The following is a 23,633-nucleotide window of genomic DNA, read 5'->3' on the forward strand; positions in this document are numbered from 1 at the left end:
TTTATTACGATACTTTAAAATTATAGGTATCGATAACAGCGTCCGAATAAAGTCGGATCACATCGACACTTAATGTGCAGTACTGTTTCACTGTTACTTTAAATGCTCTGTCATGAGTGCATTAATATCAATTTTACTTAACCCTTGGTCATAGATATCTTGCCATTTCTTACCCTCAGCATCATTGCGAAATGCAATGTAAAGGTCTTTATTCATCAATAGCTTAGCGTTCATCTGAACCTGATCTTTATCCTTAGCGAGTTTGCTGCTATGGGTGAGCATGTAATTGAGAACGTTAGCGTCAATTACAGCTGCATCGATGCGGCCACCGAGGACTTTTTGTACGTTAATTTCATCTGATGTGACCACTTGAGGTTTGATCTCTTTACTGGCGATAAGTGCATCAAGTTCTTCTGTATTGACGTAATCTTGAACTACGCCCAGTTTATACTTGGAAAGATCGCTTACCTTAGCCCAGCTGATCGGTGACGATTTCTTTTCAACTAAACCTAGTGGACCTTGTCCCATGGGAGCAGAAAAAGTAAATTCGCTTGATTCATATAGGTATTCTGGAAAATACCCCACATATTGAGAGCCTGACTCGGAGGCTAATTTCACCGCACGGCTCCAAGGAAAAAAATCGACCACAAGCTCATGGCCCATGGCTGTAAATGCAGCTTGGGCAACAACCACACTGGCACCTTGATTTTCTAAGGTTTTTCCTGAATACGGCGCCCAATCTAATGAGGTAAGGTGCACGGTTTCAGCGTTTGCTGTACTGCCACCGATAGCGAATAATAATCCTAATATGGCATAGTTAAACTTCATAAAATCTCCTAGAAATGAAAGATGTAAATCAGAGTCAATAACACGTTAGTACCTTGAGAGGTATCAAGCGTTTATCTTGCTTACCTAAGGTAAAACCTCAATTTTTTTATTGTTAAATAAACTAATTATTTAACAATAGTCTTGTTGTTATCATGTTTCCAATATCATCCATGAGCATTTAAATAAGTCGATTTACCTAACTTGTATGCCTGTGATTATTCATATGTTATGACACTTTATGGCATACAACGTCTGACCGAGACAATGACTCCTTTAGTATAGACTTAAATTTTAAAACAAGAGCAAGCAATCGAATTTAAACCATAAACCTCATTAATTGATGTTTATCGACTTTTGATTTTGAGTTAATTAAGTCGTTAATGTGATGTGGTTCAGCGTGATATGGGCTTTAAGTCTTTGTGGGAATGGGGCTGATATAAACGATTTCTTTTTATTTACAAATGTAGCACTGCGGCACAAGTTTTAGCTCAAGGGGATGACTTCTTTGTTATGCGTTATCGGATGCTGATCAACGACAACCTGATGTTAACATTGCAACAGCTCCCTAGTATGGATGAGAGTTTTGAGTATCGATTTAAGTCATGGGATGTTATAAGTTGCATTCAGTGACAATCTAACAAACGACAATAGAACCGTTTCATTTTCGTTAGTTGGCGCGATATTTAGACTCATGCGGTTAAAAAATAGGTTAACGATAAAATGATAAAAGTTGGTGTAATAGGCTACGGATATTCTGCGAAAACATTTCACATTCCATTGATTGAATCTTCAGCATCTTTTGAATTAGTTGCAATCAGTAGTTCTCAAACAGAATTACTTAGGATGAAATATTCTGCTATTTCACTTTATGATAATGCACCAGCGTTAATCGCGGGTGCCGACCTAGATTTAATCATTATTACCGCGCCCAATAATGTCCATTTTTCATTGGCAAAATTATGTTTAGAAAAAGGCATTAATGTTGTTATTGAAAAACCTATGGTGACCACAAGTTTACAAGCGATAGAGTTAATTCAGCTTGCTAAGGATCGCGGTTTATTATTGTCTGTTTTTCATAATCGGCGTTGGGACGGCGATTTTTTAACTGCTAAAAGCCTTTTGCAACAGAATCGATTTGGTAGTGTACGATTCTTTGAATCTCATTTTGATCGTTTTCGCCCCACTGTTAGACCAAGATGGCGAGAACAACCAGGCGAGGGCGCTGGTATTTGGTTTGATCTTGGTGCTCATATCGTTGATCAAGCTATCTGTCTTTTTGGTTTGCCAGAAGCTCTTACAGCAAGATGCTTACCGTTAAGAGAAGGATCGCAAACGACGGATTACTTTCATGTGATACTCCATTACGAAAATCTTGAAGTCGTGCTGCACGCGAGTTCATTTTCAGCAGCTCCAAATATGCGTTTTCGTATTGAGGGTACGCAGGGAACATATGTTAAATACGGTTTAGATCCTCAGGAAGAGCAATTAAAAACCGGTATTACTGCAAATGATCCATTGTATGGTGTGGAAAAGGCCGCCAACTATGGCCGTTTTTACGGTGAAATTTCGGGCGATACTAGTGGCCAAATTAGGGAAACCACAGTCGAAACAGTCAATGGTTGTTATCAGCAATATTATGCCGAAATAGCACAAGCTATCACTTTAGGTGGTCCTAATCCTGTTGAACCAAATGATGTCGTCGAGGTGTTACGGATACTTGAGTTAGCGGAATTAAGCAGTATGAGCGGTAAAACAATGCTCATGCCTAAAGTTAATCGTTAATCTTTTGGATTCACTATGTCTATGATGAGCGTAATAGCTTGCTCTACCTCAAACCGAGGTTAACATCGATTTGGCCATCACAGTGTCAATTATCATCCACATTAGAAAAGGTGATCTTTGGTCATTGTTGATTGCTGTACTGCATTTTACATTGCTGCAGATACCACAGCATTAAGCCACCATAGCAACGATAATCACTGTTATGGTGACAAGTTTTTTTTGTCAGCCGTCAGCTTTTTCTCATCATTCATTAACCAGGTTAGGCTCATTTAGGTGTGGATGGGGAGAAAGACGCTTACGGTTAATCCGCCTTGTTTTGCATGGCTAAAGTTGAGTTCGCCTTGATAGCTATCGACAATATCTTTACAGATGGACAGACCCAAGCCGTGGCCTTGGATACTCTCATCTAGCCTGACTCCACGATTAATAATCATAGATAATGCCGCATCTGAGACTCCCTCACCATCATCGCTTACTTCTATGAGATAGCCAGCTTTAGGGATACTTTGCTGCTTGATCTGTATTTCAATATTTTTACTGGCATGTTTGCAGGCGTTATCAAGCAAATTACCCAGCAGTTCGAGTAAATCGTCGCGATCAAAGGGCATGACTAAACCGTTATCGTAGTGGCTTAGAATGATCTGCTGGGGGTAGATGCGCAACATCACTTGGATAAGTGGCGCGAGATCATCATCTAGAACGGTAAAGCGGCCAGGCATAGAGAGGCCAACAATTTTCGTGCGCTTGAGCTCCCGCTCTATAATGTGGTGCAGATTTGATAATACCTTGCTGCCTTGTGCTCTTTGTTCCGGTGGCAGACTTTCTAGATAGGACTGCAACCCTTGCAGAGGGCGTTTCATTTCATGAGCTAAGTTACCAAGTGCATTGCGGGATCGTTGTACTCGCTGCCCCAACTGATTAACTAAGCGATCTATCTCTTCAATCAGCGGAACTATCTCACTCGGCATGTTGCCTGGATTAATTTCTTGCCCTTGGGTACGCATCTGCCTTATGGCTTCAGGCATCTGTTCTAAGGGTTTAAATCCGCGTTTGAGTAGCTGATTTTGTGCAAGTAATAGAATGATAATAGTGAGTAATACCGCCGCGCTGGCAAAGGCTAAAAAGTGTACTTGAGTTTGTTCAAGTGCGCTGATGTCTTCCGTTATCCAAAGGATAACTAATTGATCGTTCTTGATAATCGCTTGACTGAATATTAACCAATGTTCTTTACCCACAAATTGGCTGGCTTGTTGTTGCTGACCTGCTTTTAGGGCGGGAATACTTATTTCATGGTCGAATAAGGAACGCGATCGCAGAGTTTGCGTGCCAATCTGAATGGCAAAGTAATGTCCTGAATTTACCCTATGGTAGACATTGGGTAAACGGTCTGAGGTGAGCGACCAAGTGGTATCAGGATGTTGTTCAAGTGCGGAGATCAGACTGTCGGCATCATGTTGCAGGCGCGAGGCGACAAAGTCTTGAGTTAATATTTGGATACCCTGATACAGGAAATACAGTAATAACACCATAGTAAAGGTAAGAGTGATCAGTAAGTTACGGGTAAGATATCCTTTGAGTGAATACACGCTTATTGCTCCTTAAGCCGATACCCTTGGCCACGACGAGTTTCAATATAATCTTTGCCTAAACGTTGACGTAATCGATTAACATATACTTCAATAACATTACTGTCTTTGATGTGTTCCTCTTCATATATGCGCTCACTCAGCTCTGTTTTAGAGACTATTTTGCTTGGATTGACCATCAAATAATGCAGCAGGCGATATTCAATTTTAGTCAGCTCTATCACTTCACCATCGCAATTAGTCACGGCTTGTTTGTCGACATCAAGAGAGACGCCTGCATGTTGTAATACATTATCGGCACGACCAAAATGACGGCGAATTAATACTTCGAGCCTTGCGAGTAATTCTTCGACATGAAAAGGTTTGCCTAGGTAGTCATCTGCTCCCGCTTTGAGACCATCAACACGCTCGTGCCAGGCATCACGCGCGGTGAGGATAAGTACTGGCATGGTTAAACCTTGTCGTCGCCATTGACTGAGAACCTCTAAACCTGGCTTGCCGGGTAAGCCGAGATCGAGGATCACGGCTTCGAAGTTTTCCTCCTCTCCAAGAAAAGCCCCATCAATACCATTATCTGCATGTTCGACTGCATATCCCGCCTTGTTAAGGGCGGGAATGAGGCGAGCGACTAGATCAGTATCATCTTCAATAAATAGCAAACGCATTAGTCGACCTTTTCTTTTAACCACTCGCCGGTTTTGGCGTCAATCTTGATCTCATACACTATGCCATCATCGCGTAAAATTTCGAGTTCGTAGATGATACGTCCATGTTTTTGCTCAACCTCTAGGTCGAGCAATCGGCCATTTAATCGTGATTCATAGCGTTGCATTATGCTGTCAAACGATAACACTTTGCCTTCTTTTACCCACTCTACGACTTTGCTTGAAAGATCATCATCGTGAGCATCACAGCTTGAGCTGCTAATCATCCCAACGGCCAAAACCAGGAATATTAACGGTATCTTCATTGAATACGCCCTTCTCTGCGAGGTTGTGGCAATTACTGCATTGACTGAATGAGCCGACTTTAGGGTTATCTTGTACCATGCGTTTAGGGATCTTATCGTGTTTACGAATAAAAAATGCCTGCTCGGTGATTTTTTGCGGCCCCATGCCTGCTATTAATGGCTTACTGTTTTTTAGCACTTTACCATTTTTAGCTGCATGTAGAAGCAGATACTCCTCAATTCTAGCCGTTGCTTGAGGGTCTAGGCTGGCGTTATCACCAAAATGATCCTCAAGATTAGCTGTGATGGCGCGCCATTTTTCTGCAGGTAATAAATTGGCAGGGTAGGCCATGTGGCAACTGCCACATTCGGCGCTATATTCCACATTTTGTGGAATTCCCCGCCCTCGGTTATGGTCATCGTCGGCATATCCTGTGCCTGTTAGAGTCAGGCTGATACCGATAATACCAATGGCTAGTGCGGCTGCCGTAATCGATGAACCTGCAATCCAGCTTATCAGATGCGTTTGCTTTGTCATGAGATGTTCCTTTGTTCGCAGTTGTCTTTAATAAAAATAATGATTGTTTATCAATGGTTAATCTTTGTTATTGCTGGCTTAACCAGAGTAAAGCATCGCCTTTTTCTTGTGCTGTACAGTCGCGTTTGAAGGTCCAATTACAGTTACGAGTAAACCATTTTTCTATTTTTGCGGTGTCTGTTAGACGAGCTTGTGTGATAGATGGCGCCATAGGATCAATCATCTTACGGGTATTTTGGTGCATGCCCATTTCGCTGACTTTAGCCGTGTGGCAGCTAGTGCAGCTACGACCATCCATTTCCTTCATCCATAATGTTTGTCCCGCTGCCGCAGAGAATGGCCCTGCGCCTAGGGATTGATAGTTTTGCAGTTGTCTGCCAATGCGCTCGGCACTTAAGGGGAGGCTATCCACTTTACTGTTAGCGGCATTTACACCAAAGCTGGTGAAACTTATGCTTGTGATAGCAAGGCAAGCAAGGGTTAAACTTATATTGCTCAGCATCAAGGCCGATATCTTAACTAGATTAAGCTTTTGGCTAATGGTGGGTTGAGTCATTGTGTTCATAGGGCATTCCTTTTGGGTTAAAAATGTCAGGTTGACGATGAAAGCTCACTATATGAGTGCTTTCTATCTCAAAAATAGGTTGATTAAATCAGTGTTACTTTTCTAGTGGACGGTGCTTTTTGCCCGTAACCATGGCTCTGATTAAGTTTTCTTTGTGGAGCAAGCTGCTGACTAACACGCCGCCGACATGGATAACCACTAAGAACACGGTAAAGTTGGCAAAAAACTCATGGACTTCTTTTATTGCGCCTTCTGGCCAAGTGGCAAAAAAGCTGGTGGCTAATGGCCCGTACCCATCTATGGCGTATAGGGCCATTCCTGAAAATCCGGTGATGGCGATACTGATTATCAAGGTGATGATCATCAAGGCTCCAGCAGGGTTATGGCCGACATAATCTTTGGCTTTACCAGTGGCAAGTGCCTTGACATAAATTAAGGCGTTTTTAGGCCGAGTGACAAAGTTACTGAAGCGCGCATGATGAGTTCCAATTACACCCCATAACAAGCGAAACACCAGCAGGATTAAAATGCAGTAACCTGCGTAGCTGTGGATCGTCATCCATTCATCTTCGCCCTCTGTGAGGTACGCTAAGGTAAAAAAGCCAACGAGTGACCAATGGAATACGCGGATCAACACATCCCAGACTTTAATGGTTTGCAGTGTATTTGATGACATAATGTGACTCTCCTAATTGTGGTCTAGGAGTAGGTTACTGAACCCAAACTTAAACCTCGCTTAAATTTTCAGAAGGTCAAAGGAGTTGCTTTAAGCTGAAATGATATGAGCCCAGCGGGCTTTATGATTGATTAGCAAAAACGTTGCTGTTGATCTTTATGGTTTCGAACAACCAAATAGCAAGGATGTGCAAACACTTGTTGAGCGGGGATTGTCACTTTGAGGAATATAAATATTGAGCACCCTATTAATAGAGTAAGGCAGAATCATTATTGACTAACACAGCTTGTATTCATGTCGATGGCGATAGATTGTTATCACTGTTTATCGATTTAAAAGATGGTTTCTTCAAAGCAATAGCCTAGTTTTCGCCAACAAGGTTATTTCAGCAAAGCAGAACTGCTTACTGTCAATTAAGCAAATGAACCGTGGCAATGGCAATAATGGGAGCCACGCTATAAGATTCTGGCCCCATGGTTTTGTAGAATAGACTTAATGCTTTGTCAGATACTGGTTAAACATTTTCAACGGCAAAGGTTTACTAAATAAATATCCTTGGTAGTTTAAACAACCTTTGTTAGTCAGTAGTTCTTTCTGTTTTTCTGTTTCAACGCCTTCAGCGATCACCTCTAAATTTAAACTATTTGCCATGGCAATAATGGTCCGCACAATTGCCCTGTCATTGGGGTCATTTTCAATATCTTGAATAAATGATTGGTCAATTTTAAGCTGATCCAAGGGTAAGCGTTTCAGGTATTGCAAGGACGAATATCCGGTACCAAAATCGTCGATAGAAAATTTGATCCCCCGCGCCTTAAGAGCGGTCATTTTTGTAATTGTATCTTCCATATTTTCCAATAAAATACTTTCTGTAAGCTCTAGCTTAAGTTTCTCTGGGTTAATATTCGCCTGACTCACGATAGTTAATACATTCTCAACAAATGCTGGAATGCCCATTTGTCTTGCACTAATATTCACGGCCAAGGTCAAATGAGCTGATTTCGGTTCTAATGCCCAAGTTGCAAGTTGCTGACAGGCTGTTTCTAAAACCCAATCTCCCAAGGGCAAAATCAAACCTGATTCTTCCGCAATAGCAATAAACTCTAAAGGTGAAACAATACCTCGATCCGCAGTATTCCAACGAATTAGCGCTTCAGCTCCCGTTACAATACCTAATGAGTTAATTTGAGGTTGATAATAAAGTTCAAATTGTTTTCCCTTGCTAATGGCTTCGCGTAATTCGGTTTCAATACGAATACGCGAAATAAGATGGGCTTGCATGTCGGGGTCATAGAAAAATAGCGCACAGCCACCTGATTTTTTAGACTGATACATAGCAATATCAGCTTGCTTAAATACTTCATCAGCATTTTGATGGTCAGCACTTAATAATGTAACACCAATACTAGGGGTTATAAGATATTGATGAGAAGCAAGTTGGTAGGTTTCTGACAATGAGTGGAGAATTTTTTTGCCGACAACTTCCGCTTCTGACACCGCGACAATCGCTTGTTCACTGAGCCCTTTAAGCATGACCACGAACTCATCACCACCTAAACGAGACACGGTATCACTCTCTCTTACACAAGCTTTGATGCGACTTGCAACCTGTTGTAATAATAGGTCACCCATATCATGGCCTAATGAGTCATTGAGCGCCTTGAATTTATCTAAATCAATAAATAAAAGAGCGGCTTGCTTTTTACTGTGTACTCTTGCAGCGAGCTCCTGATTTAAACGGTCGAGTAATAGGCGCCTATTCGGAAGCAGGGTCAGTGAGTCAAAAAAAGCCAGATTATTAACTTCATCTTCTGCATACTTTCGTTCAATTGACACACTGGTTAAGCGAGCCGTTCTCTTAATGAGTTCGATATCATCTGCAGAAGGTGTCGCCACTTCACGGCAATACATTGCAAAAGTACCTAATGTTAAGCCTGTTGAAGAGATAATAGGCTGAGACCAGCATGAAGCTAAGTTTGCCTGTGTTGCCAGTGCTTTATAATTACTCCAAAAAGGATGTGTTTGAATGTCTTCAACAATGACCAGTTCTTTAGTGAACGCCGCAGTGCCACAAGAGCCAACACCTATGCCAATTTCAACCCCTTCAAGCGCTTCATTATAAAAGTCAGGTAAGTTAGGGGCGATCACTTTAATAAATTTTTTACCGCTTTTATCAATCAACAGAATGCTGCAAATAAATTTTTCTTTTAGCCCCTCGATCCCTAAGACGATCGATTCAAGAATATCATCTAAATTTTTATTTTGGGCCAATAACTCTAATGTATGTGTATGGAATTTATCATAAGCTTCAATTTTTTCTCGCTCGTGAATTTCGTGATTGAGTTGAGTATTTTGGTCATTAAGACTCGTTAAATGAGTCAAAATACCTTCTTGCATACTGACGATACTATTTGCAAGCAGCCCTAGTTCATCTTGCTTATAATTTGAGAGTCGAGTCACCTGATTTGTCTCACTAAACCGACGCACAACCGCGACCAAGTTCTTCAAGGGGCGCACAAATATTCTTGCCACTATGAGCGAAATAAGAATACCGAGAAAACTCAATCCCAGAACAACTCGCAGGCCTGTTTCAGTCAAAATGTTCGTTTCAGATAAAGCAAAATCAATCGGCACAGTTAACCCGATTATCACAAAGCGATTACCGGTAGATTGACTAAAAGGAATACTGGTAAATCCACCGATACTTTCAATATTATCAAAACCTAGCGTTTGGCGAATCGTGACGGCTTGTACGCCAGAATTAATAATTTGATCAACCGGCTCAAAGGTATCTTGTACTAAAAATTGTCGTCCACGATCAAAACCAAAGGTTTCTAGTCTATTTGGATGAATAAGAAAATCACCTGTCTCATTAGTCAAATACAGTTGATACTCTTCAGACATATCTGACTTCAATATGCTAAACATCAAATTCAAGTCGACATTAATGACAATCACCCCAATGGCTTTGCCTTTATCATCAATAACAGGCGATGCCACCTGCAATGTCGGTTGGCCTAATCCAGTATGAGCCCCCCGTTCATGATTAATGAAAATTTTAGAAAAGAACACTTCGCCTTTATTCAGTTTTAAGGTTTTATAGACATAAGGATAATGTTGTTTTTCTTGTAGATGGGGTTGAGGGATCACAACTAATTGGCCATCATCCCGATCAACTCTAACCATCTCGCGCCCATACTCTTGCGCGCCAATTAATCTAACTTGAAAATATTCAGGGTAAACCGACAATAAACTTTTGAAATTATCTGACAAAGATTCTCGAGCAATCACTGAGGCATTATCATGACCAAATGAATCGTCTACTAACTTAGTATTTGCTAGAACTCTGGTTTGGTTAGCCGCCTCATTAGCCATCGAATAAAAACGTCGGCCGAGAAGTTTTGTGGCATCAATCATTCCTTGCGTCGCTTTATCCGATAAGATGTCGCGGGTGGCATTAAAGGTGAAATAGCCTGTAGAAGCACTGGCTAAAATCCCAAACAGGGACAGCAAGATGGTAAGTTTAATCGCAATGCCAAATTTAACAGGCTGATTATTTGATGACACTGCAGCCATTAAAATTCTTCCGGCACTTCGCCAGAGATAATTCTATCCCATAGCAATTTACGTTTATCCATATTTTCGACCCGCTCCAACCAGATGAGTTTATCCGACGCTGTTAACCCTTCCGGTTCTTCAAGCGTATTTGCTAAGCCTTGTCTTTCTGATAGAGCGTGACTCACCTTTTGTTCTAATAGGAAGTTAATCCAATTCTCCGCTAACGTTTTATTTTTAGCATCTCGAGTAACAGACCAACAGTCTAACCAAGCTAAAGCGCCTTCCTTGGGGATAACATAGCCAATATTAGCTTGAGTTTCTTTGAGCATTTTAACTTGTTGAGAACCATAATTGGCGAACATTAATGCAATATGGTTTTCGTTAAATAGCAGCGTCGCTTCTTCCGGTTTTTCATAGTAAGTCAAAATATTTCTACGCAAAGCAATAACTTGCTGGGTCACCAGGCCAAACTCTGAATTTGGGATTTGAAAAGGATTTTTTAAACCAAGCGATAACGCAGCAAACGAAAAGTTGTGCTCACTGCCCGCATACATCAATACTCGGCCTTGATAACGTTTATCCCACATTATCGAAAAAGTATCAGGAGGCTGACTAAACTCATTTCGATCATAAATAAGGCCCATTTCTGAATAGGTATAAGGGATGGCATATACTTTGCCGTTTCGGATCAGACCCGGTATTGAAGAAAGGTCGCTAAAACGTGGCAATTGATTTTGACTATTGGGGATATTAGATAATGTTAAGGGGACGCTAATACCCTTATCAATATAACGTTGTAATTGGGCAGTATTGACAGCAAATACATCAAATTTATCCCCAATACCTGCATTTAACCGATTCCACATAGTGTCATCAGATTCAACCAAGGTGACATTAACCTTAACCTGATAACGCTGTTCAAAAATGTTAACTAAATCTGGATCAGCATACCCAGGCCATGCCAATACACTTAATGTATCTTCAGAATAGGCAGCAAGGCTAAAACAAGCAGATGACAGGAATATAATAAAGCAACGCATTTGTTTATACGTATTAGACATCTAACTACCACCTGATGTTGAAGCATTTCAACATTAATAATACAAGGATTTGATGCACTTAGAGAAAGTATTTTTTTCTTAAATAATGCTATTGAATAAAAATTACATTCTACAGACCTAGGATAGTAGAAAAGTGGTAATTAGCAGCACGATAAATAAAAATAACTTACAAGAATTATATCAAGTGTTTAGCAAACGGGTCTTTAGCATGTGAAGCGATGAAAACAATTTTTTCATTCTGCAACTAGATTGTTGATGAGATCAGTAAACCTAATGTTAAGTTAAAGCCAGTCTCTGCCCTGAGATATCAATGTTACTCATCATGGTATTGTGGATTGTGTCGATGAAGATGGAGTCGTTAATTTTATCCAGAGGCCGCTGCTGGCTGTTGTTTTTCGGCCAAAGGTACGACATTGATCTTGCCTAGCCTCAATACCATTGTTCTGAGGTTTTACTTATAGTGCTGATGATTATTTTATCGTAATGATCTGCACCATGGGACAGAGGCGCAGCACAATATTATGGTGGGGCTAAGCCATGTTGCTGGCGAATAAATCGCCTTGATGATTGAAATCGGCAGAACTAGGATAAAAGATCAAAGACATGGCAGTATGTTTGGCATGATTAAGTCAAAGCATGAGCATTGAAGCTTGAGGTATTATTGCCCCTTGGTCGCTTTGATGGTTAATCTTTCTTGATTCGATAAACGGATTTGAATCCCGTCAATAGTGGTAATCTTCTTTGCTTCAATATCTTTTTTACGGACTTTGTAACTTGCTGTCATCGCTTCTATGGGGGATGAAATTGTTACATCAACCACAGTGTTGTCGTCATACAAACTCCAGCCCCAATAACCTGCAGTTGCTAACATCGACATAGCAATCATTGCGTAAATAATTGCCCGACTAAAAAAGGGATATCTTTCTGCTTCAGCCATTGCAGCGCTGCGACTGACTTTATTACTTCGACCGCGACGTAAGTAAACAATAGCGCCAATAATCACTAATAGTGTGACTAGAATTTTTGTCAGCACGTTATCTTCCTCTTATCATTAATTCACCGTGATTATACCGTGTTTTGATTGATTTACCGTTATCTAGCACACATCAATTGTGTGACCCATATAAACGCTAACAGTGCTGGTATATCGACACTATGATATTTATGCATAACCATTGTTGAGTTGATTCTTTACTGCTTTCTTTTTTGTATATTAGATTGATGAAATGCCCAAACCGTGAGGATATATTATAGGGGTAATGAAGGATAGAGTTCGTCTCTAATACTACTCATACATATTTTATTATCAAAGAATATTTCAGCGTGTTTAATCATCTAGCGAATAAATGTTTTTATAATAAAAATTGATTCTACTCACATGCTTTTTTTGAGTAATTTTTACATGATTTAATATAATTACCTGTAAAAAATACAAAGTTAAATATATTTAGGTATTTAGATTTAATGTGGTTGTAATAAAAAGCTATTTATATCATTCATCTATGATTTTTATGGTTGATATTATCATTGTGGCATGTCATTCGCATCATAACTAATAACAATCGATACTTTATCGTTTTTAAATTGATATTGTATTGATTTACCTATTTTATGTTAGATAGTAATGTTTGGATGTAATCATTTATTATTGCTATTTATTCGTAATAATAGAACTCGAAAGATTATTTAAGGAGATTAAAATGGCTACAACAAAAGAAAAAAATCAAGACTCTCAAGAAAAAGTCAAAGATGCTTATCATTTGGCTGAAGAGGCAACATCAGAAGCCGTTAGTTCTTTAAAAGATCACGCCAAAGAATCACTCAATGAAGGCTCTGCAAAAGTTAAGTCTGCAACCCATCAAGCTGGAAACATGATAAAGGAACATCCTTTACTCAGTGTTGGGTGTGCATTTTTAGCTGGCTGGGCAATTTCGAAAATTACAAAGTAAAAAGGTAACTGGAGAGATTTTATTATGGAAAACACCAAGACAGTGTCGAGTAACAATAAGATCTCTGACGGTACGCAGGCCGATCCGTTATCTAATTCAGATGAGGTTAATGCTAATGTTGACGAAATAACTGATATTTTTAATAAGGTATCAAAAGTCGCGCAAGATATTGGGCAGTGGTCAGAATCTACTGTCCAACTTTTCTTTATGGAAGTCTCTAGAAATGTTGTTGTGGCGAAAAAATTTCTTGTTTGCCAACTTTTGTTTATTCCTTTATTGGTACTTTTTATTTTCAGTATATGTGTCAGTGTAGGAATTGTTTCATATAGCATTACTCACAACATGCTTATCGGAGTAGGACTATTTCTATTCACAATGAGTATGGTTTTAGTCGGTCTAGTTTACTGGCAAAAATACCTAATGCAGTTTTTTGGCTTTAAAGACACTATCTCGCAATTAAAGGAGGGTATGGATGTCATCTCTAAAGCATCTCAATCACTCGATTAAGCTAAAGCGTATGCAAGGTAACGTATCAGCTAGACAGAGTGAATTATCGATCAATTTATTACTTTACTCTGTTAAAAAACAAACCCAAAAGCATCCTTTTGGGGTCACTATTGCTGTCACCATAGCCACTATTATCTTTGCTAAATATAGACGTAATATTAAATCACTTTATCCTATGGCATCTTTAGGTTTTAATTACTTTAAGTAAAATTAAAACCGAATAAATAATGATAATAGTTATTATCTTGCTCATCATATTATCAAGTTAATTGTTTGCATTGTAGTGAGTCTGAATAGTGGTTACTCCTATACCTAGGTTTCCGCTTGGTGCTATAAGGTGTCAAGGCGTATTGTTTTTGGCACTGTTGGTAATAAGCGTGTCACAGTATTTTAATATTGCTTGTTTCTTTGATATCAAATCATCAAGAGTGATTCTACTCATTGGCATAATAGCTGTTATTTCGTCACTATTGATTGTCTTATGGTAGCGACTGGCATCAAAAATCTACCTATAGCGCTATAATCATTTATATGATTAATCAATACTTCGCAACGTAAACTTTGATACCACATTGATTTTGGTTGTTATCAATGTGACTTATCGCATATATTTTAAAGATGTTAATTATTTACTGATTAAAGTCGTGAGTCATCACATACAAGTAATACTGATTGTTTAATAATCGGCTCACTTATTTACTTAATGACGTTTAATATATCAACATGACCATAAAAGATATCATCGATGAAGAAGTCACTTATCCGTCGGATTATATGATTCTTTCGACAACCGATTTAGACAGTATTATTACTCATGTTAACGATGACTTTATGACTGTCAGTGGTTATAAAGAAGATGAACTTATCAATCATCCCCACTGCATAGTTCGTCATCCTGATATGCCTAAAGCTGCATTTAGTGACCTATGGGACACTATTAAGCAGGGAAAAAGCTGGATGGGATTGGTGAAGAATCGCTGTAAAAATGGTCAATATTATTGGGTTAATGCTTATGTCACCCCGATTAAACGTAACGGGATTATTTGCGAGTACCAGTCGGTAAGAACTCAGCCTGAAGCAGAGCTGACTGAACGCGCCCAAGCCTGTTACGATGCCATTAATGCTGGAAAAGCCGCTAAGCCAAAGTTTGGCGCCAGTATTATTACCAAACTCTTATTGGCTTGGTTGTTATCAGTAGGGTTATTGATGTCCTTACCTTACTCCAATGGTTTTTTCACGGTACTCGCATTTATTGTGGCCGTTATCTGTTTCTGTCGGCCGCTTTATGTTCTTAAGCAGCGTTTTAGCCAAATCCTGATGTTGAGTGAAAAAATACACGATAATCCGCTAAATCAATTTGTTTATACTGGTTATACCGATGAGCTTTCCCACATCGAGTTAAGTCTACGGATGCAAAAAGCTGAAACGCTGGCGGTGGTTGGACGTATAAAAGACAGTGGCGAGGAGTTGCAGCAGGGTTTAGAAGAGCATCAACAACAAAATCAAGCAAATCAAAACCAGTTGGTGACGCAGTCGCAAAACCTGGAACAAGTTGTCACAGCCATCGGCCAAATGAGCTCTTCGGTTACCGATATCGCTAAAAATACCACAAATTCAACAACAGAAATTCATCACTTAGTTAACCAAATACAGTCAACTAAGGCGGCATTAGCTAGCAGCCAAATCGCGACTACGGAAATTAATAACTTATTGGAGGAGTCTCGTCTTGCTATTTCTTCATTGGATCAGCAATGTCAAAACGTAAACCAAGTGGTCGATGTGATCGAGAGTATAGCGCAGCAAACAAACTTACTTTCACTCAATGCTGCTATTGAAGCTGCGAGAGCTGGAGAGTCGGGCAGAGGATTTGCGGTGGTCGCAGACGAGGTACGTAACTTGGCCAGTCGCTCGGCAACTTCTGCTCATGAAATACACGCTATTATCAATACACTGAGTCAGACAACCGCAAAGGCGGTTGCGCAAATGGAACGAAGTGATATCTTGACCAATAGGAGCATCGATTCCAGTAAAATGCTCGAGCAAAGCCTGATTTCGGTGAGCGAAGTGATGGGGATTATCGAAAGTAATGGCGAGCAAATTTCAGTTGCTGCAGAAGAGCAAGCTGCTGTTGTTAATCAAATTTATACTAATGCTATGATATTACAAGATGGCATTAATCAATTCGAACAGAATTGTCATCATGCAGCAATACATAGTCTAGAAATTAGCGGTCAGGGAAACCGTCAAACTGAGTTGGTAAATCAATTTAATTAGATTGTACTATTATGGATTTGGATCTGATGACTTAGCTAAGGCTGAGATCATTTTACTTTGCTTATCCTGTTGTTAATCGCTTCTGTTAGCTGCTTTTTAGATTCATCTTCGCCACAATATTCTGCGAAACCTAATCCCCAACCATGGGGATTAACCTGGGTAGCGAGATCGACTACTCGGTAGCAATAATCTCCTTGTTTTACAATTCTATTAGGGTCTAATCGGTGATTTAAGGTGTTGGGCTGGCTTGTATCGACTTTGGGGGTTAACTCAATGAAATCTAATTGAGGATCCATTTCGCTCATGGTGCCAAGGGGTTTATTTTGTTGCGCTGTTTGGGTACCTATGAGTTGTTCAAGCTGGTCGTTATGATGTTGCTTAATGTATTGACTTGCTGCTTGTTTAATGGATGCTGCAGTATTAACTGTGTCAGAAGATGAGTTTGATGTTGAGTCTGTTTTTGGCTTGGCTTCTCTAAGTTGATTATTGAGTTTAACTGGCGAGATGGTCGTTTTTTTTATCAATGTAGGTGTTATCTTAGCGGGCTCTCTGTTAATGAGTGCTGTCGTTTCTGCTGCTACAGATTCTACTGGTTTGAGTATTGTTGTAACCTGTGATTGTGGCACGTTTTCGGTGTCATTGATTTGTGACTGGTATTGTTGTGAGGTTATGAGGTAGCTTTTAATGGCTGAGTATTTTGTGGGCGTTGTGAGTGCTGTCATTCTTTGCTGTGCGTCTTGTTGCCAAAACCAACCAATCAACAATATCAGTACGCTGTGGATCACTAATGCGCAGACCAATGGCTTAAATAAGTACGATTTATCAAATGTGTTCGCTTGTAAGTTGTTGCCTTCTTTATATGCGGTGATCGTATTCATTTAGCGTGCGTGTCGCCTTGGTTTTATGCTTGTTACTTTACATTGTTAATAGAAAGTAAAGTTCAGTTCTATTGGCAAATTAGGCAGTTAAGTGAGTGGTGCCGGTTAATGTGCGAGTATGGCATTTTTATAATAGGATTACTTTTTGCTTGTTATTTAGGCTTTATGTTTTAGTATGAGGCATGAGACTTATCTGTTTAGAATAATGCTATAAATGAAATGTATAGCCAAATAGTAGCAAGTGAAAATTATACTTTTTAGCTGTATTCGCTATCAGAGGCTGATAGTTTGGTTTCTCCTGCGATTATTACGTTATTTTTTCATCGAAAACACTTTCGTTATATTCTATTTACTTGTATCACCGCTGGTTTTTATTGCTTGGTGGGGGAATTTTTTGGGTTATTGTAGGTAACGTTTTTGATAAATATGCTAATAAAGTTAACGCTTAATATTAAACGGTTATAGGTGAAATACGTTCTCTATTAGCCTGAAAAATCATTGCGTGCACTTTTTATTAGCTCACTTTATGACACCTTTAAGTGTCTATTTTAGGCGTCGATTTACGGTATAAAATGCAAAAGGACATGACATGAAATACCTATCAATTGTCATTATTACAGTATTATTTGGCTGTTCTTCTCAAGATTTTAGTGCGCAGATTAATGATCCGCTAATCGAGAAAATTACGGGTGGCGACTATTCACGTAATAGTGCTCAATGCCCCGCGATGAAAAGGCAATGTCCTGAAGATCAATATGAAGAATGGATTCAAAAAAATGGCCAAAAAGCGTGTGCGTGTAACTAGACTTTTACAATAAATAGCTTTGAATAAGGGCTGAAAAGCTAAAAAGAATTCAATGATAGTCATAACAATATTGGCGACTTCAACAGACTATTAAGCTCGTTTTATGTTGTGTTGATCGCATAGTTCTTCTGTTAATGATAACGGAATATAGTCAATTATATTTGGATGTACAGGGAAGTAATACGATGATAAAAATCATTACTGTTGTTGTATTTTTGGTATTCGGTTTGTATGGAAATGTTCAAGCGAGTGACAGATATAAGCCGCAATCTAATTTATCATTATTACGTTCATTAGAACGTGGCTATATGATTATTGGCACTACACATACAAATGATGTTAATGATCTTCAGCTGGTCGATATAGAAAGACTTTTTAATGAGCTTAATCCCACTTTAGTGTTGCTAGAAGGTGGTTATTGGCCCGATAAAATGAATAAAGCTGAAGCGGTTAAGTGTTGTGGTGAAATGGCATTTTTACAATTTTTAGCTAAGCAGAATAATGTCAAAGTAACAACTTGGGAGGGTGATAGCCTAAGTGAAGCTAAATTTGTTTTAGAACAGTTTGATGAAGAAAGCCTAAAGGTGTTTTATTTATTAAGGCAAGCTCCACAGTTGCTCAATAATACTGGCCTTGCTGAAGCTACAAATAAGATGACTAAATTACTCGGTCAATCTGGTTTTCCTGCAACTGAATATCAACTACATGCGAAGCCACATTCAATTGCTGAATTAGACATTATGTTGTCTACAATGGTGGGTAAGCCTATGTCATGGGTAGAGTTTACATCGGCGACTATTTTTGACCAGCAACTAAGCACCCTTGAATTTTCAAGGTTTCAAGCGATTAAACATCGTGTGAATGAGTTTCGGGACAATAGCGCCATTAAAAAAGTGAAAAGCGCGCTCAATAATAATGAGCGGGTTATGTTCGTGGGTGGTGGGCTTCATTTTATGCCTGTCATGAATGCAATCATGCAGTGAGGTACCAAAGATATAAAACATATTATTATTTAACCTCAATTAGGAGGTTAAATAAGCGTATATCGAATATTCTTTTGCACCGTTAACTGAGATGTCTTCACTTACAATACCTTAGCTATTAATGCGTAATGTTGCCTTACTATAAGAGCAATGTTCATGTGTGAGTATTATAAGCTCAAGTTTAGCGACTTAACCCTCTTGTTCATCTATTAACTCATGTTGTGGTTAGTCAGAATATCTGTGGTCATCACAGATAACTTTGGTTGATTATTCTTCAAGTCATATGATGTGTATAGTCGATTTTTTCGAAAGGAAACGACACTATTATGCAATATTTATTAAGTTAGATGGCTGCTATGATTGAAGATTATTTTTTAGTCGCCGAGGTTTTCATGAAAGTATTACAGCGTATTAGCGCCTTGCCCGCAATGGACGGTGATGGTGTGAACATCAATCGTGTTGCTGACTTTGATAAGCTTCGTTTCGATCCATATTTAATGATCGATGAGATTAAGTCTGATGATCAACAAGATTTTATTGGTGGTTTTCCGCCGCATCCACATAGAGGTGTAGAAACCTTTACTTATATTCGTAAAGGTGGCTTTGAACATCGCGATCAAATGGGCAATGTTAAACCTATTCGTGCTGGTGACGTTCAGTGGATGAGTACTGGCAGTGGCGTGGTGCATTCTGAAATGCCATTAGCCGATGCCAAAGAAGGGCTGCATGGGTTTCAAATTTGGATCAATATGCCAGCAAAACACAAAATGCGCCCGCCGATTTACCAAGACACCAGCCAACAGGCTAACCCACGTTTAGATAACGAACACGGTGCATCACTTGTTGCCTTGGCGGGGAGTTGGGGATTTATTAATCAACCACATAAGATTACGTCAGCTATTCAGGGGTTAGCTGGTCAAGGGGCCATTGCCGATTTAACCTTAACTGCATATGGTCATGGCACCTTGAGCCTTGCTGAGCACCAAACCGTGTGCGTTTATGTGTATGCAGGTGAACTTAACTATATTGATTCACAAGGTCTACGTGAAACCGCAGGAGCAGGGCAGTTGTTAGTGTTGGACGCACAAGAAGTGTGCTGTTTTCAAACTGAGGCGACTGGTGCCGGGCTGTTAATATTAGCGGGCAAGCCTATTAATGAAAAAATTGTCCAGATGGGCCCGTTCGTGATGAATACCCGAGCTGAGATAGAGCAAGCTGTTCGCGATTATCAGCAAGGTCATTTTGGCCAAATTGTGTAGTCTTAGGTGCACCATAAGTAGAGCTCTCGGTAAATATTTGTCTGCGAACTAGCAATAAAATTGCTACAATAGCTGACATCTGGCTCGGGTTTGTTTTAATACCTGTGCTAACACCAATCTTATTTATTATCTGTTCCTTCTGGCAAGATAAATCGTTCAAAAATAGCAGTAAGCATTTTTTCATATACATCATTGTATAGGTTCATTTTGTTTCGCTATTAACGGATTTTTTGCATGATCATGGCTCATTTATGTAATGGTATTGGTATATTTTTTTGCAGCTTTTGTCTGCTTTTTACCTTTCGATATCAGAGGATATTTGCCTTGAGTCAGTCTACAGAACAAGTCGTTAACCCGGCTTTCGCATCACTTAATTTAAAACCTGAATTGCTTGAAAACCTCCAAACTATGGGTTTTGAATCGATGACTCAGATCCAAGCCGAGAGCTTACCGCCGATTTTGGCTGGTGAAGATGTTATTGGTCAAGCGATGACTGGCTCGGGTAAAACTGCCGCTTTTGGTTTAGGGCTTTTGAATAAGTTGGATGTAAAACGCTTTCGTATCCAAACTATGGTGTTGTGTCCAACACGCGAATTAGCCGATCAAGTCGCTAAAGAAATCCGTACCTTAGCTCGTGGTATTCATAACGTAAAAGTGCTTACGCTTTGCGGTGGTGTTCCAATGGGGCCGCAAGTGGGTTCACTAGAACATGGCGCGCATATTATTGTCGGCACGCCGGGGCGGATTGTCGATCATTTAGATCGTAACCGTTTAGATTTAAGCAACATGGATACGCTGATTTTAGATGAAGCTGATCGCATGCTAGAAATGGGGTTTCAACAGCATATTGATCAAATTATTGCTGCCGCGCCGCGTGAGCGTCAAACGTTATTGTTTAGCGCGACTTTCCCTGATCAAATTAAGTCGATTGCCGATCAAATTATGTATAACCCAGTAATGGTTAAAGTTGAGGCTAAGCACGACAACTTAACGATTGATCAGCATTTCTACCGTATTGAAGATAGCCAAGGTCGTCTTGAAGCATTGCGTTTATTGTTACTGGATAAGCAGCCAGAAAGCTCTGTGGTGTTTTGTAATACCAAGCGTGAAACCCAACAAGTGGCTGACTCATTACATGAGTTTGGTTTTAGTGTATTAGCATTGCATGGCGACTTAGAGCAACGGGATCGTGATCAAATGTTACTCCAATTTGCTAATCGTAGTGCGCGCATTCTAGTGGCCACTGACGTCGCGGCTCGTGGTTTGGACATTGATGAATTAGATGCGGTATTTAATTATCATATTGCCTACGATACCGAAGTGCATATTCACCGTATTGGTCGTACTGGCCGTGCAGGCAGTTCGGGCAGCGCTTATACTTTCTTTGGTGAAGAAGATGGTTACAAAATGGCGATGATTGAAGAAGCCATGAATAAAGATGTGGTCAGCGAGCCTTTACCGCCAATGAGTGCGTTAAACAAGCAACCGCTTGCTGCTGAAATGGTTACAATTCAAATTGAAGCCGGCAAAAAGCAAAAAATTCGTCCAGGTGACATTGTTGGTGCATTAACTGGTGGTAATGGGTTAGATTTTAACGATATCGGTAAAATTAAAGTGACTGACATTCGTGCGTACTTTGCTGTAAAAAGTAATGTGTCTAAGCAAGCATTAAACATTATCAGTAAAGGTAAGTTAAAAGGCCGTAGTTACCGAGCTTGGTTTATGTAACGGCTGCACTTAAAACGAATCGCTTAAAACGTACAACTGATAACCCAATTTTGTGTAATTGCTATCCGTGAGACTCAATTGGGTTATCAATGAATAATAAAAAACCGGTGAACAATGTTCACCGGTTTTTTTATGTTTATCACAAGTTAGCGGTTAACTAATTAGCTTTTTACTTTAGCGTTGGCATAAGGATTACTGCTTGCAGATGTGACTGGTGCAGTACCACTGCGACGTGGTGGACGATTACGCTGTGGTGGCTTATTACCATTGGCTCTTGCTGCAGCTTTAGGATCTACAGGCTTATCTTGTCCACGAGATTGCTGGCGAGAACCGTGGTTACGCGCAGGTTTTTCAGCTTGAGTGCCGTCATTGGCATGTTGTTGAGCATGCTTACTGCGGTTCGGGTTGGGCTTTTTGGCTCCACTGCCGCCAGATCTGCTACCTGCTTCTGGGATAGTAAATGGTGCTTCAAAACCAGCAAGTTGCTTACGCTCAATGACACGATTAATTAATCGTTCGATATCATGCAGTAGCTTAACTTCTTCAAGACCGACTAATGATACTGCTTGACCTGTTGAACCTGCACGGCCAGTACGGCCAATGCGATGCACATAATCTTCAGGTACGTTCGGTAAGTCAAAGTTAACCACAAATGGCAGTTGATCGATATCTATACCACGGGCAGCAATATCGGTCGCGACCATCACTTGCACCGCGCCGGCTTTAAAATCAGCCAAGGCTTTAGTGCGTGCTGTTTGGCTTTTATTACCATGTATGGCAGCGGCTTTAATGCCCGCAGCGTCCAGGCTTTTGGCTAAACGGTTAGCACCATGTTTGGTACGAGAAAACACTAACACTTGTTTCCAATCATTGGTTTTAATCAGTTCAATTAGTGCCAATGATTTACGCGTTTTATCTACTGGATACACACATTGAGTCACAGTGTTTGCCGTGGCATTACGCGGCGTGACTGAAATTTCGACTGGATTGTTAACTAGACCTTTCGCCAACTCACGAATTTCATTCGAAAATGTAGCTGAAAACATTAAGTTTTGGCGTTTGGAAGGTAATAGTGCCAATACCTTTTTGATATCGCGAATAAAGCCCATGTCGAGCATGCGGTCTGCTTCGTCTAACACCAAAATTTCTAATTTGCTGAAGCTAATGGCTTTTTGCTGGCATAAGTCGAGTAAACGACCTGGCGTTGCCACTAAAATGTCAACTCCGTTTCTGAGCGCAGCTAATTGTGGCACGATAGACACACCACCAAATACTACCGCCGATTTGAGCGGTAAGTTGATGCCGTAAGTTGCGACGCTTTCTTGTACTTGTGCGGCAAGCTCGCGGGTAGGTGTTAACACTAATGCACGGACTTGACCACGTTGCGCGCGTTCACCTTTAGATAATAGTTCTAAAATTGGCAGGGTAAAACCAGCTGTTTTTCCTGTCCCTGTTTGTGCTGCTGCCATAACATCTTGGCCGGCTAAAACTGCTGGTATTGCTTGTGCTTGAATTGGAGAGGGGGTGTCGTAACCTTGTTTTTCAACCGCTTTTAAAATAGCAGCATTCAGACCAAGTGAGGAAAAACTCATAGAAAAATCTCTTTGGGCAACGCATTGTTGCTTTGAATAAAAGGTAGCCATTAACGGCGGCCGTGAAGCTTACCTGAAAACCGTTATAAGTGCTATCAAATCCCTGCGTGGCCAG

21 protein-coding genes are annotated in these 23,633 nt (G+C 40.1%); 9 read left to right on the plus strand and 12 right to left on the minus strand.

Features of this window, described 5'->3' with window-relative positions; translation table 11 throughout:
* Positions 1-93: 93 nt before the first annotated feature.
* Positions 94-828, minus strand: coding sequence for an ABC transporter substrate-binding protein (locus H5114_RS07535; protein WP_124015391.1), 735 nt, complete (start codon positions 826-828; stop codon positions 94-96).
* 720 nt (positions 829-1,548) lie between these two features.
* Between H5114_RS07535 and H5114_RS07540 the strand changes: the two genes are divergently transcribed.
* Complete coding sequence (locus H5114_RS07540; protein ID WP_182722592.1) at positions 1,549-2,610, plus strand: oxidoreductase; 1,062 nt, start codon at positions 1,549-1,551, stop codon at positions 2,608-2,610.
* 269 nt (positions 2,611-2,879) lie between these two features.
* Here H5114_RS07540 and H5114_RS07545 read toward each other — a convergent pair whose 3' ends face one another.
* The 9 genes from H5114_RS07545 to H5114_RS07585 all read right to left on the minus strand — a co-directional run bounded on the left by H5114_RS07545 (position 2,880) and on the right by H5114_RS07585 (position 12,576).
* Positions 2,880-4,196: a sensor histidine kinase gene (locus H5114_RS07545; protein ID WP_182722593.1), complete on the minus strand. Its 1,317-nt coding sequence runs from the start codon at positions 4,194-4,196 to the stop codon at positions 2,880-2,882.
* Between the two features lie 2 nt (positions 4,197-4,198).
* Positions 4,199-4,861 carry a response regulator transcription factor gene (locus tag H5114_RS07550; RefSeq protein WP_124015394.1) on the minus strand — a complete coding sequence of 221 codons (663 nt, stop codon included), beginning with the start codon at positions 4,859-4,861 and terminating at the stop codon, positions 4,199-4,201.
* Positions 4,861-5,127, minus strand: a complete 267-nt coding sequence (locus H5114_RS07555; RefSeq protein WP_124015687.1) for a PepSY domain-containing protein — start codon at positions 5,125-5,127, stop codon at positions 4,861-4,863. The genes H5114_RS07550 and H5114_RS07555 overlap by 1 nt, the downstream gene beginning before the upstream one ends.
* On the minus strand, positions 5,120-5,683 hold the full coding sequence (locus tag H5114_RS07560) for a diheme cytochrome c (protein WP_182722594.1): 564 nt from the start codon (positions 5,681-5,683) through the stop codon (positions 5,120-5,122). Before H5114_RS07560 ends, H5114_RS07555 begins: the two co-directional genes overlap by 8 nt.
* 67 nt (positions 5,684-5,750) lie before the next feature.
* Positions 5,751-6,248 carry a DUF1924 domain-containing protein gene (locus H5114_RS07565; protein WP_182722595.1) on the minus strand — a complete coding sequence of 166 codons (498 nt, stop codon included), beginning with the start codon at positions 6,246-6,248 and terminating at the stop codon, positions 5,751-5,753.
* A gap of 94 nt (positions 6,249-6,342) precedes the next feature.
* On the minus strand, positions 6,343-6,924 hold the full coding sequence (locus H5114_RS07570; RefSeq protein WP_182722596.1) for a cytochrome b/b6 domain-containing protein: 582 nt from the start codon (positions 6,922-6,924) through the stop codon (positions 6,343-6,345).
* 492 nt (positions 6,925-7,416) lie between these two features.
* A complete protein-coding gene (locus tag H5114_RS07575; protein WP_182722597.1) occupies positions 7,417-10,500 on the minus strand; it encodes an EAL domain-containing protein in 3,084 nt (1,027 codons plus the stop codon).
* On the minus strand, positions 10,500-11,543 hold the full coding sequence (locus tag H5114_RS07580) for an extracellular solute-binding protein (RefSeq protein WP_235781608.1): 1,044 nt from the start codon (positions 11,541-11,543) through the stop codon (positions 10,500-10,502). The genes H5114_RS07575 and H5114_RS07580 overlap by 1 nt, the downstream gene beginning before the upstream one ends.
* Before the next feature lie 658 nt (positions 11,544-12,201).
* Entirely contained in the window at positions 12,202-12,576 is a 375-nt protein-coding gene (locus H5114_RS07585) for a hypothetical protein (protein ID WP_182722598.1), read from the minus strand.
* A 667-nt stretch (positions 12,577-13,243) separates the two neighbouring features.
* Here H5114_RS07585 and H5114_RS07590 point away from each other — a divergent pair.
* The 4 genes from H5114_RS07590 to H5114_RS07605 all read left to right on the plus strand — a co-directional run bounded on the left by H5114_RS07590 (position 13,244) and on the right by H5114_RS07605 (position 16,273).
* Positions 13,244-13,492, plus strand: coding sequence for a hypothetical protein (locus H5114_RS07590; RefSeq protein ID WP_182697610.1), 249 nt, complete (start codon positions 13,244-13,246; stop codon positions 13,490-13,492).
* Between the two features lie 24 nt (positions 13,493-13,516).
* Positions 13,517-13,999: a hypothetical protein gene (locus H5114_RS07595; protein ID WP_182722599.1), complete on the plus strand. Its 483-nt coding sequence runs from the start codon at positions 13,517-13,519 to the stop codon at positions 13,997-13,999.
* The gene (locus H5114_RS07600) at positions 13,965-14,207 is read left to right on the plus strand and encodes a hypothetical protein (RefSeq protein ID WP_124015402.1); all 243 of its coding nucleotides are present in this window, start codon (positions 13,965-13,967) and stop codon (positions 14,205-14,207) included. The genes H5114_RS07595 and H5114_RS07600 overlap by 35 nt, the downstream gene beginning before the upstream one ends.
* 515 nt (positions 14,208-14,722) lie before the next feature.
* On the plus strand, positions 14,723-16,273 hold the full coding sequence (locus H5114_RS07605; protein ID WP_182722600.1) for a PAS domain-containing methyl-accepting chemotaxis protein: 1,551 nt from the start codon (positions 14,723-14,725) through the stop codon (positions 16,271-16,273).
* A gap of 47 nt (positions 16,274-16,320) precedes the next feature.
* Here the strand turns inward: H5114_RS07605 and H5114_RS07610 are convergent, their stop codons facing one another.
* Positions 16,321-17,151: a hypothetical protein gene (locus tag H5114_RS07610; protein WP_182722601.1), complete on the minus strand. Its 831-nt coding sequence runs from the start codon at positions 17,149-17,151 to the stop codon at positions 16,321-16,323.
* Positions 17,152-17,740: 589 nt separating this feature from the next.
* Here H5114_RS07610 and H5114_RS07615 point away from each other — a divergent pair.
* The 4 genes from H5114_RS07615 (at position 17,741) to dbpA (ending at position 21,926) form a co-directional block, all read left to right on the plus strand.
* Entirely contained in the window at positions 17,741-17,956 is a 216-nt protein-coding gene (locus tag H5114_RS07615) for a hypothetical protein (protein ID WP_182722602.1), read from the plus strand.
* A gap of 185 nt (positions 17,957-18,141) precedes the next feature.
* Complete coding sequence (locus H5114_RS07620) at positions 18,142-18,939, plus strand: hypothetical protein (protein WP_182722603.1); 798 nt, start codon at positions 18,142-18,144, stop codon at positions 18,937-18,939.
* Between the two features lie 392 nt (positions 18,940-19,331).
* On the plus strand, positions 19,332-20,198 hold the full coding sequence (locus H5114_RS07625; RefSeq protein ID WP_182722604.1) for a pirin family protein: 867 nt from the start codon (positions 19,332-19,334) through the stop codon (positions 20,196-20,198).
* A gap of 324 nt (positions 20,199-20,522) precedes the next feature.
* Complete coding sequence (dbpA, locus tag H5114_RS07630) at positions 20,523-21,926, plus strand: ATP-dependent RNA helicase DbpA (RefSeq protein ID WP_182697604.1); 1,404 nt, start codon at positions 20,523-20,525, stop codon at positions 21,924-21,926.
* A gap of 161 nt (positions 21,927-22,087) precedes the next feature.
* Here dbpA and H5114_RS07635 read toward each other — a convergent pair whose 3' ends face one another.
* Entirely contained in the window at positions 22,088-23,518 is a 1,431-nt protein-coding gene (locus tag H5114_RS07635) for a DEAD/DEAH box helicase (RefSeq protein WP_182722605.1), read from the minus strand.
* Positions 23,519-23,633: the final 115 nt, after the last annotated feature.

This window comes from Shewanella sp. SR43-8, from assembly GCF_014163775.1.
GTDB lineage: Bacteria > Pseudomonadota > Gammaproteobacteria > Enterobacterales > Shewanellaceae > Shewanella > Shewanella vesiculosa.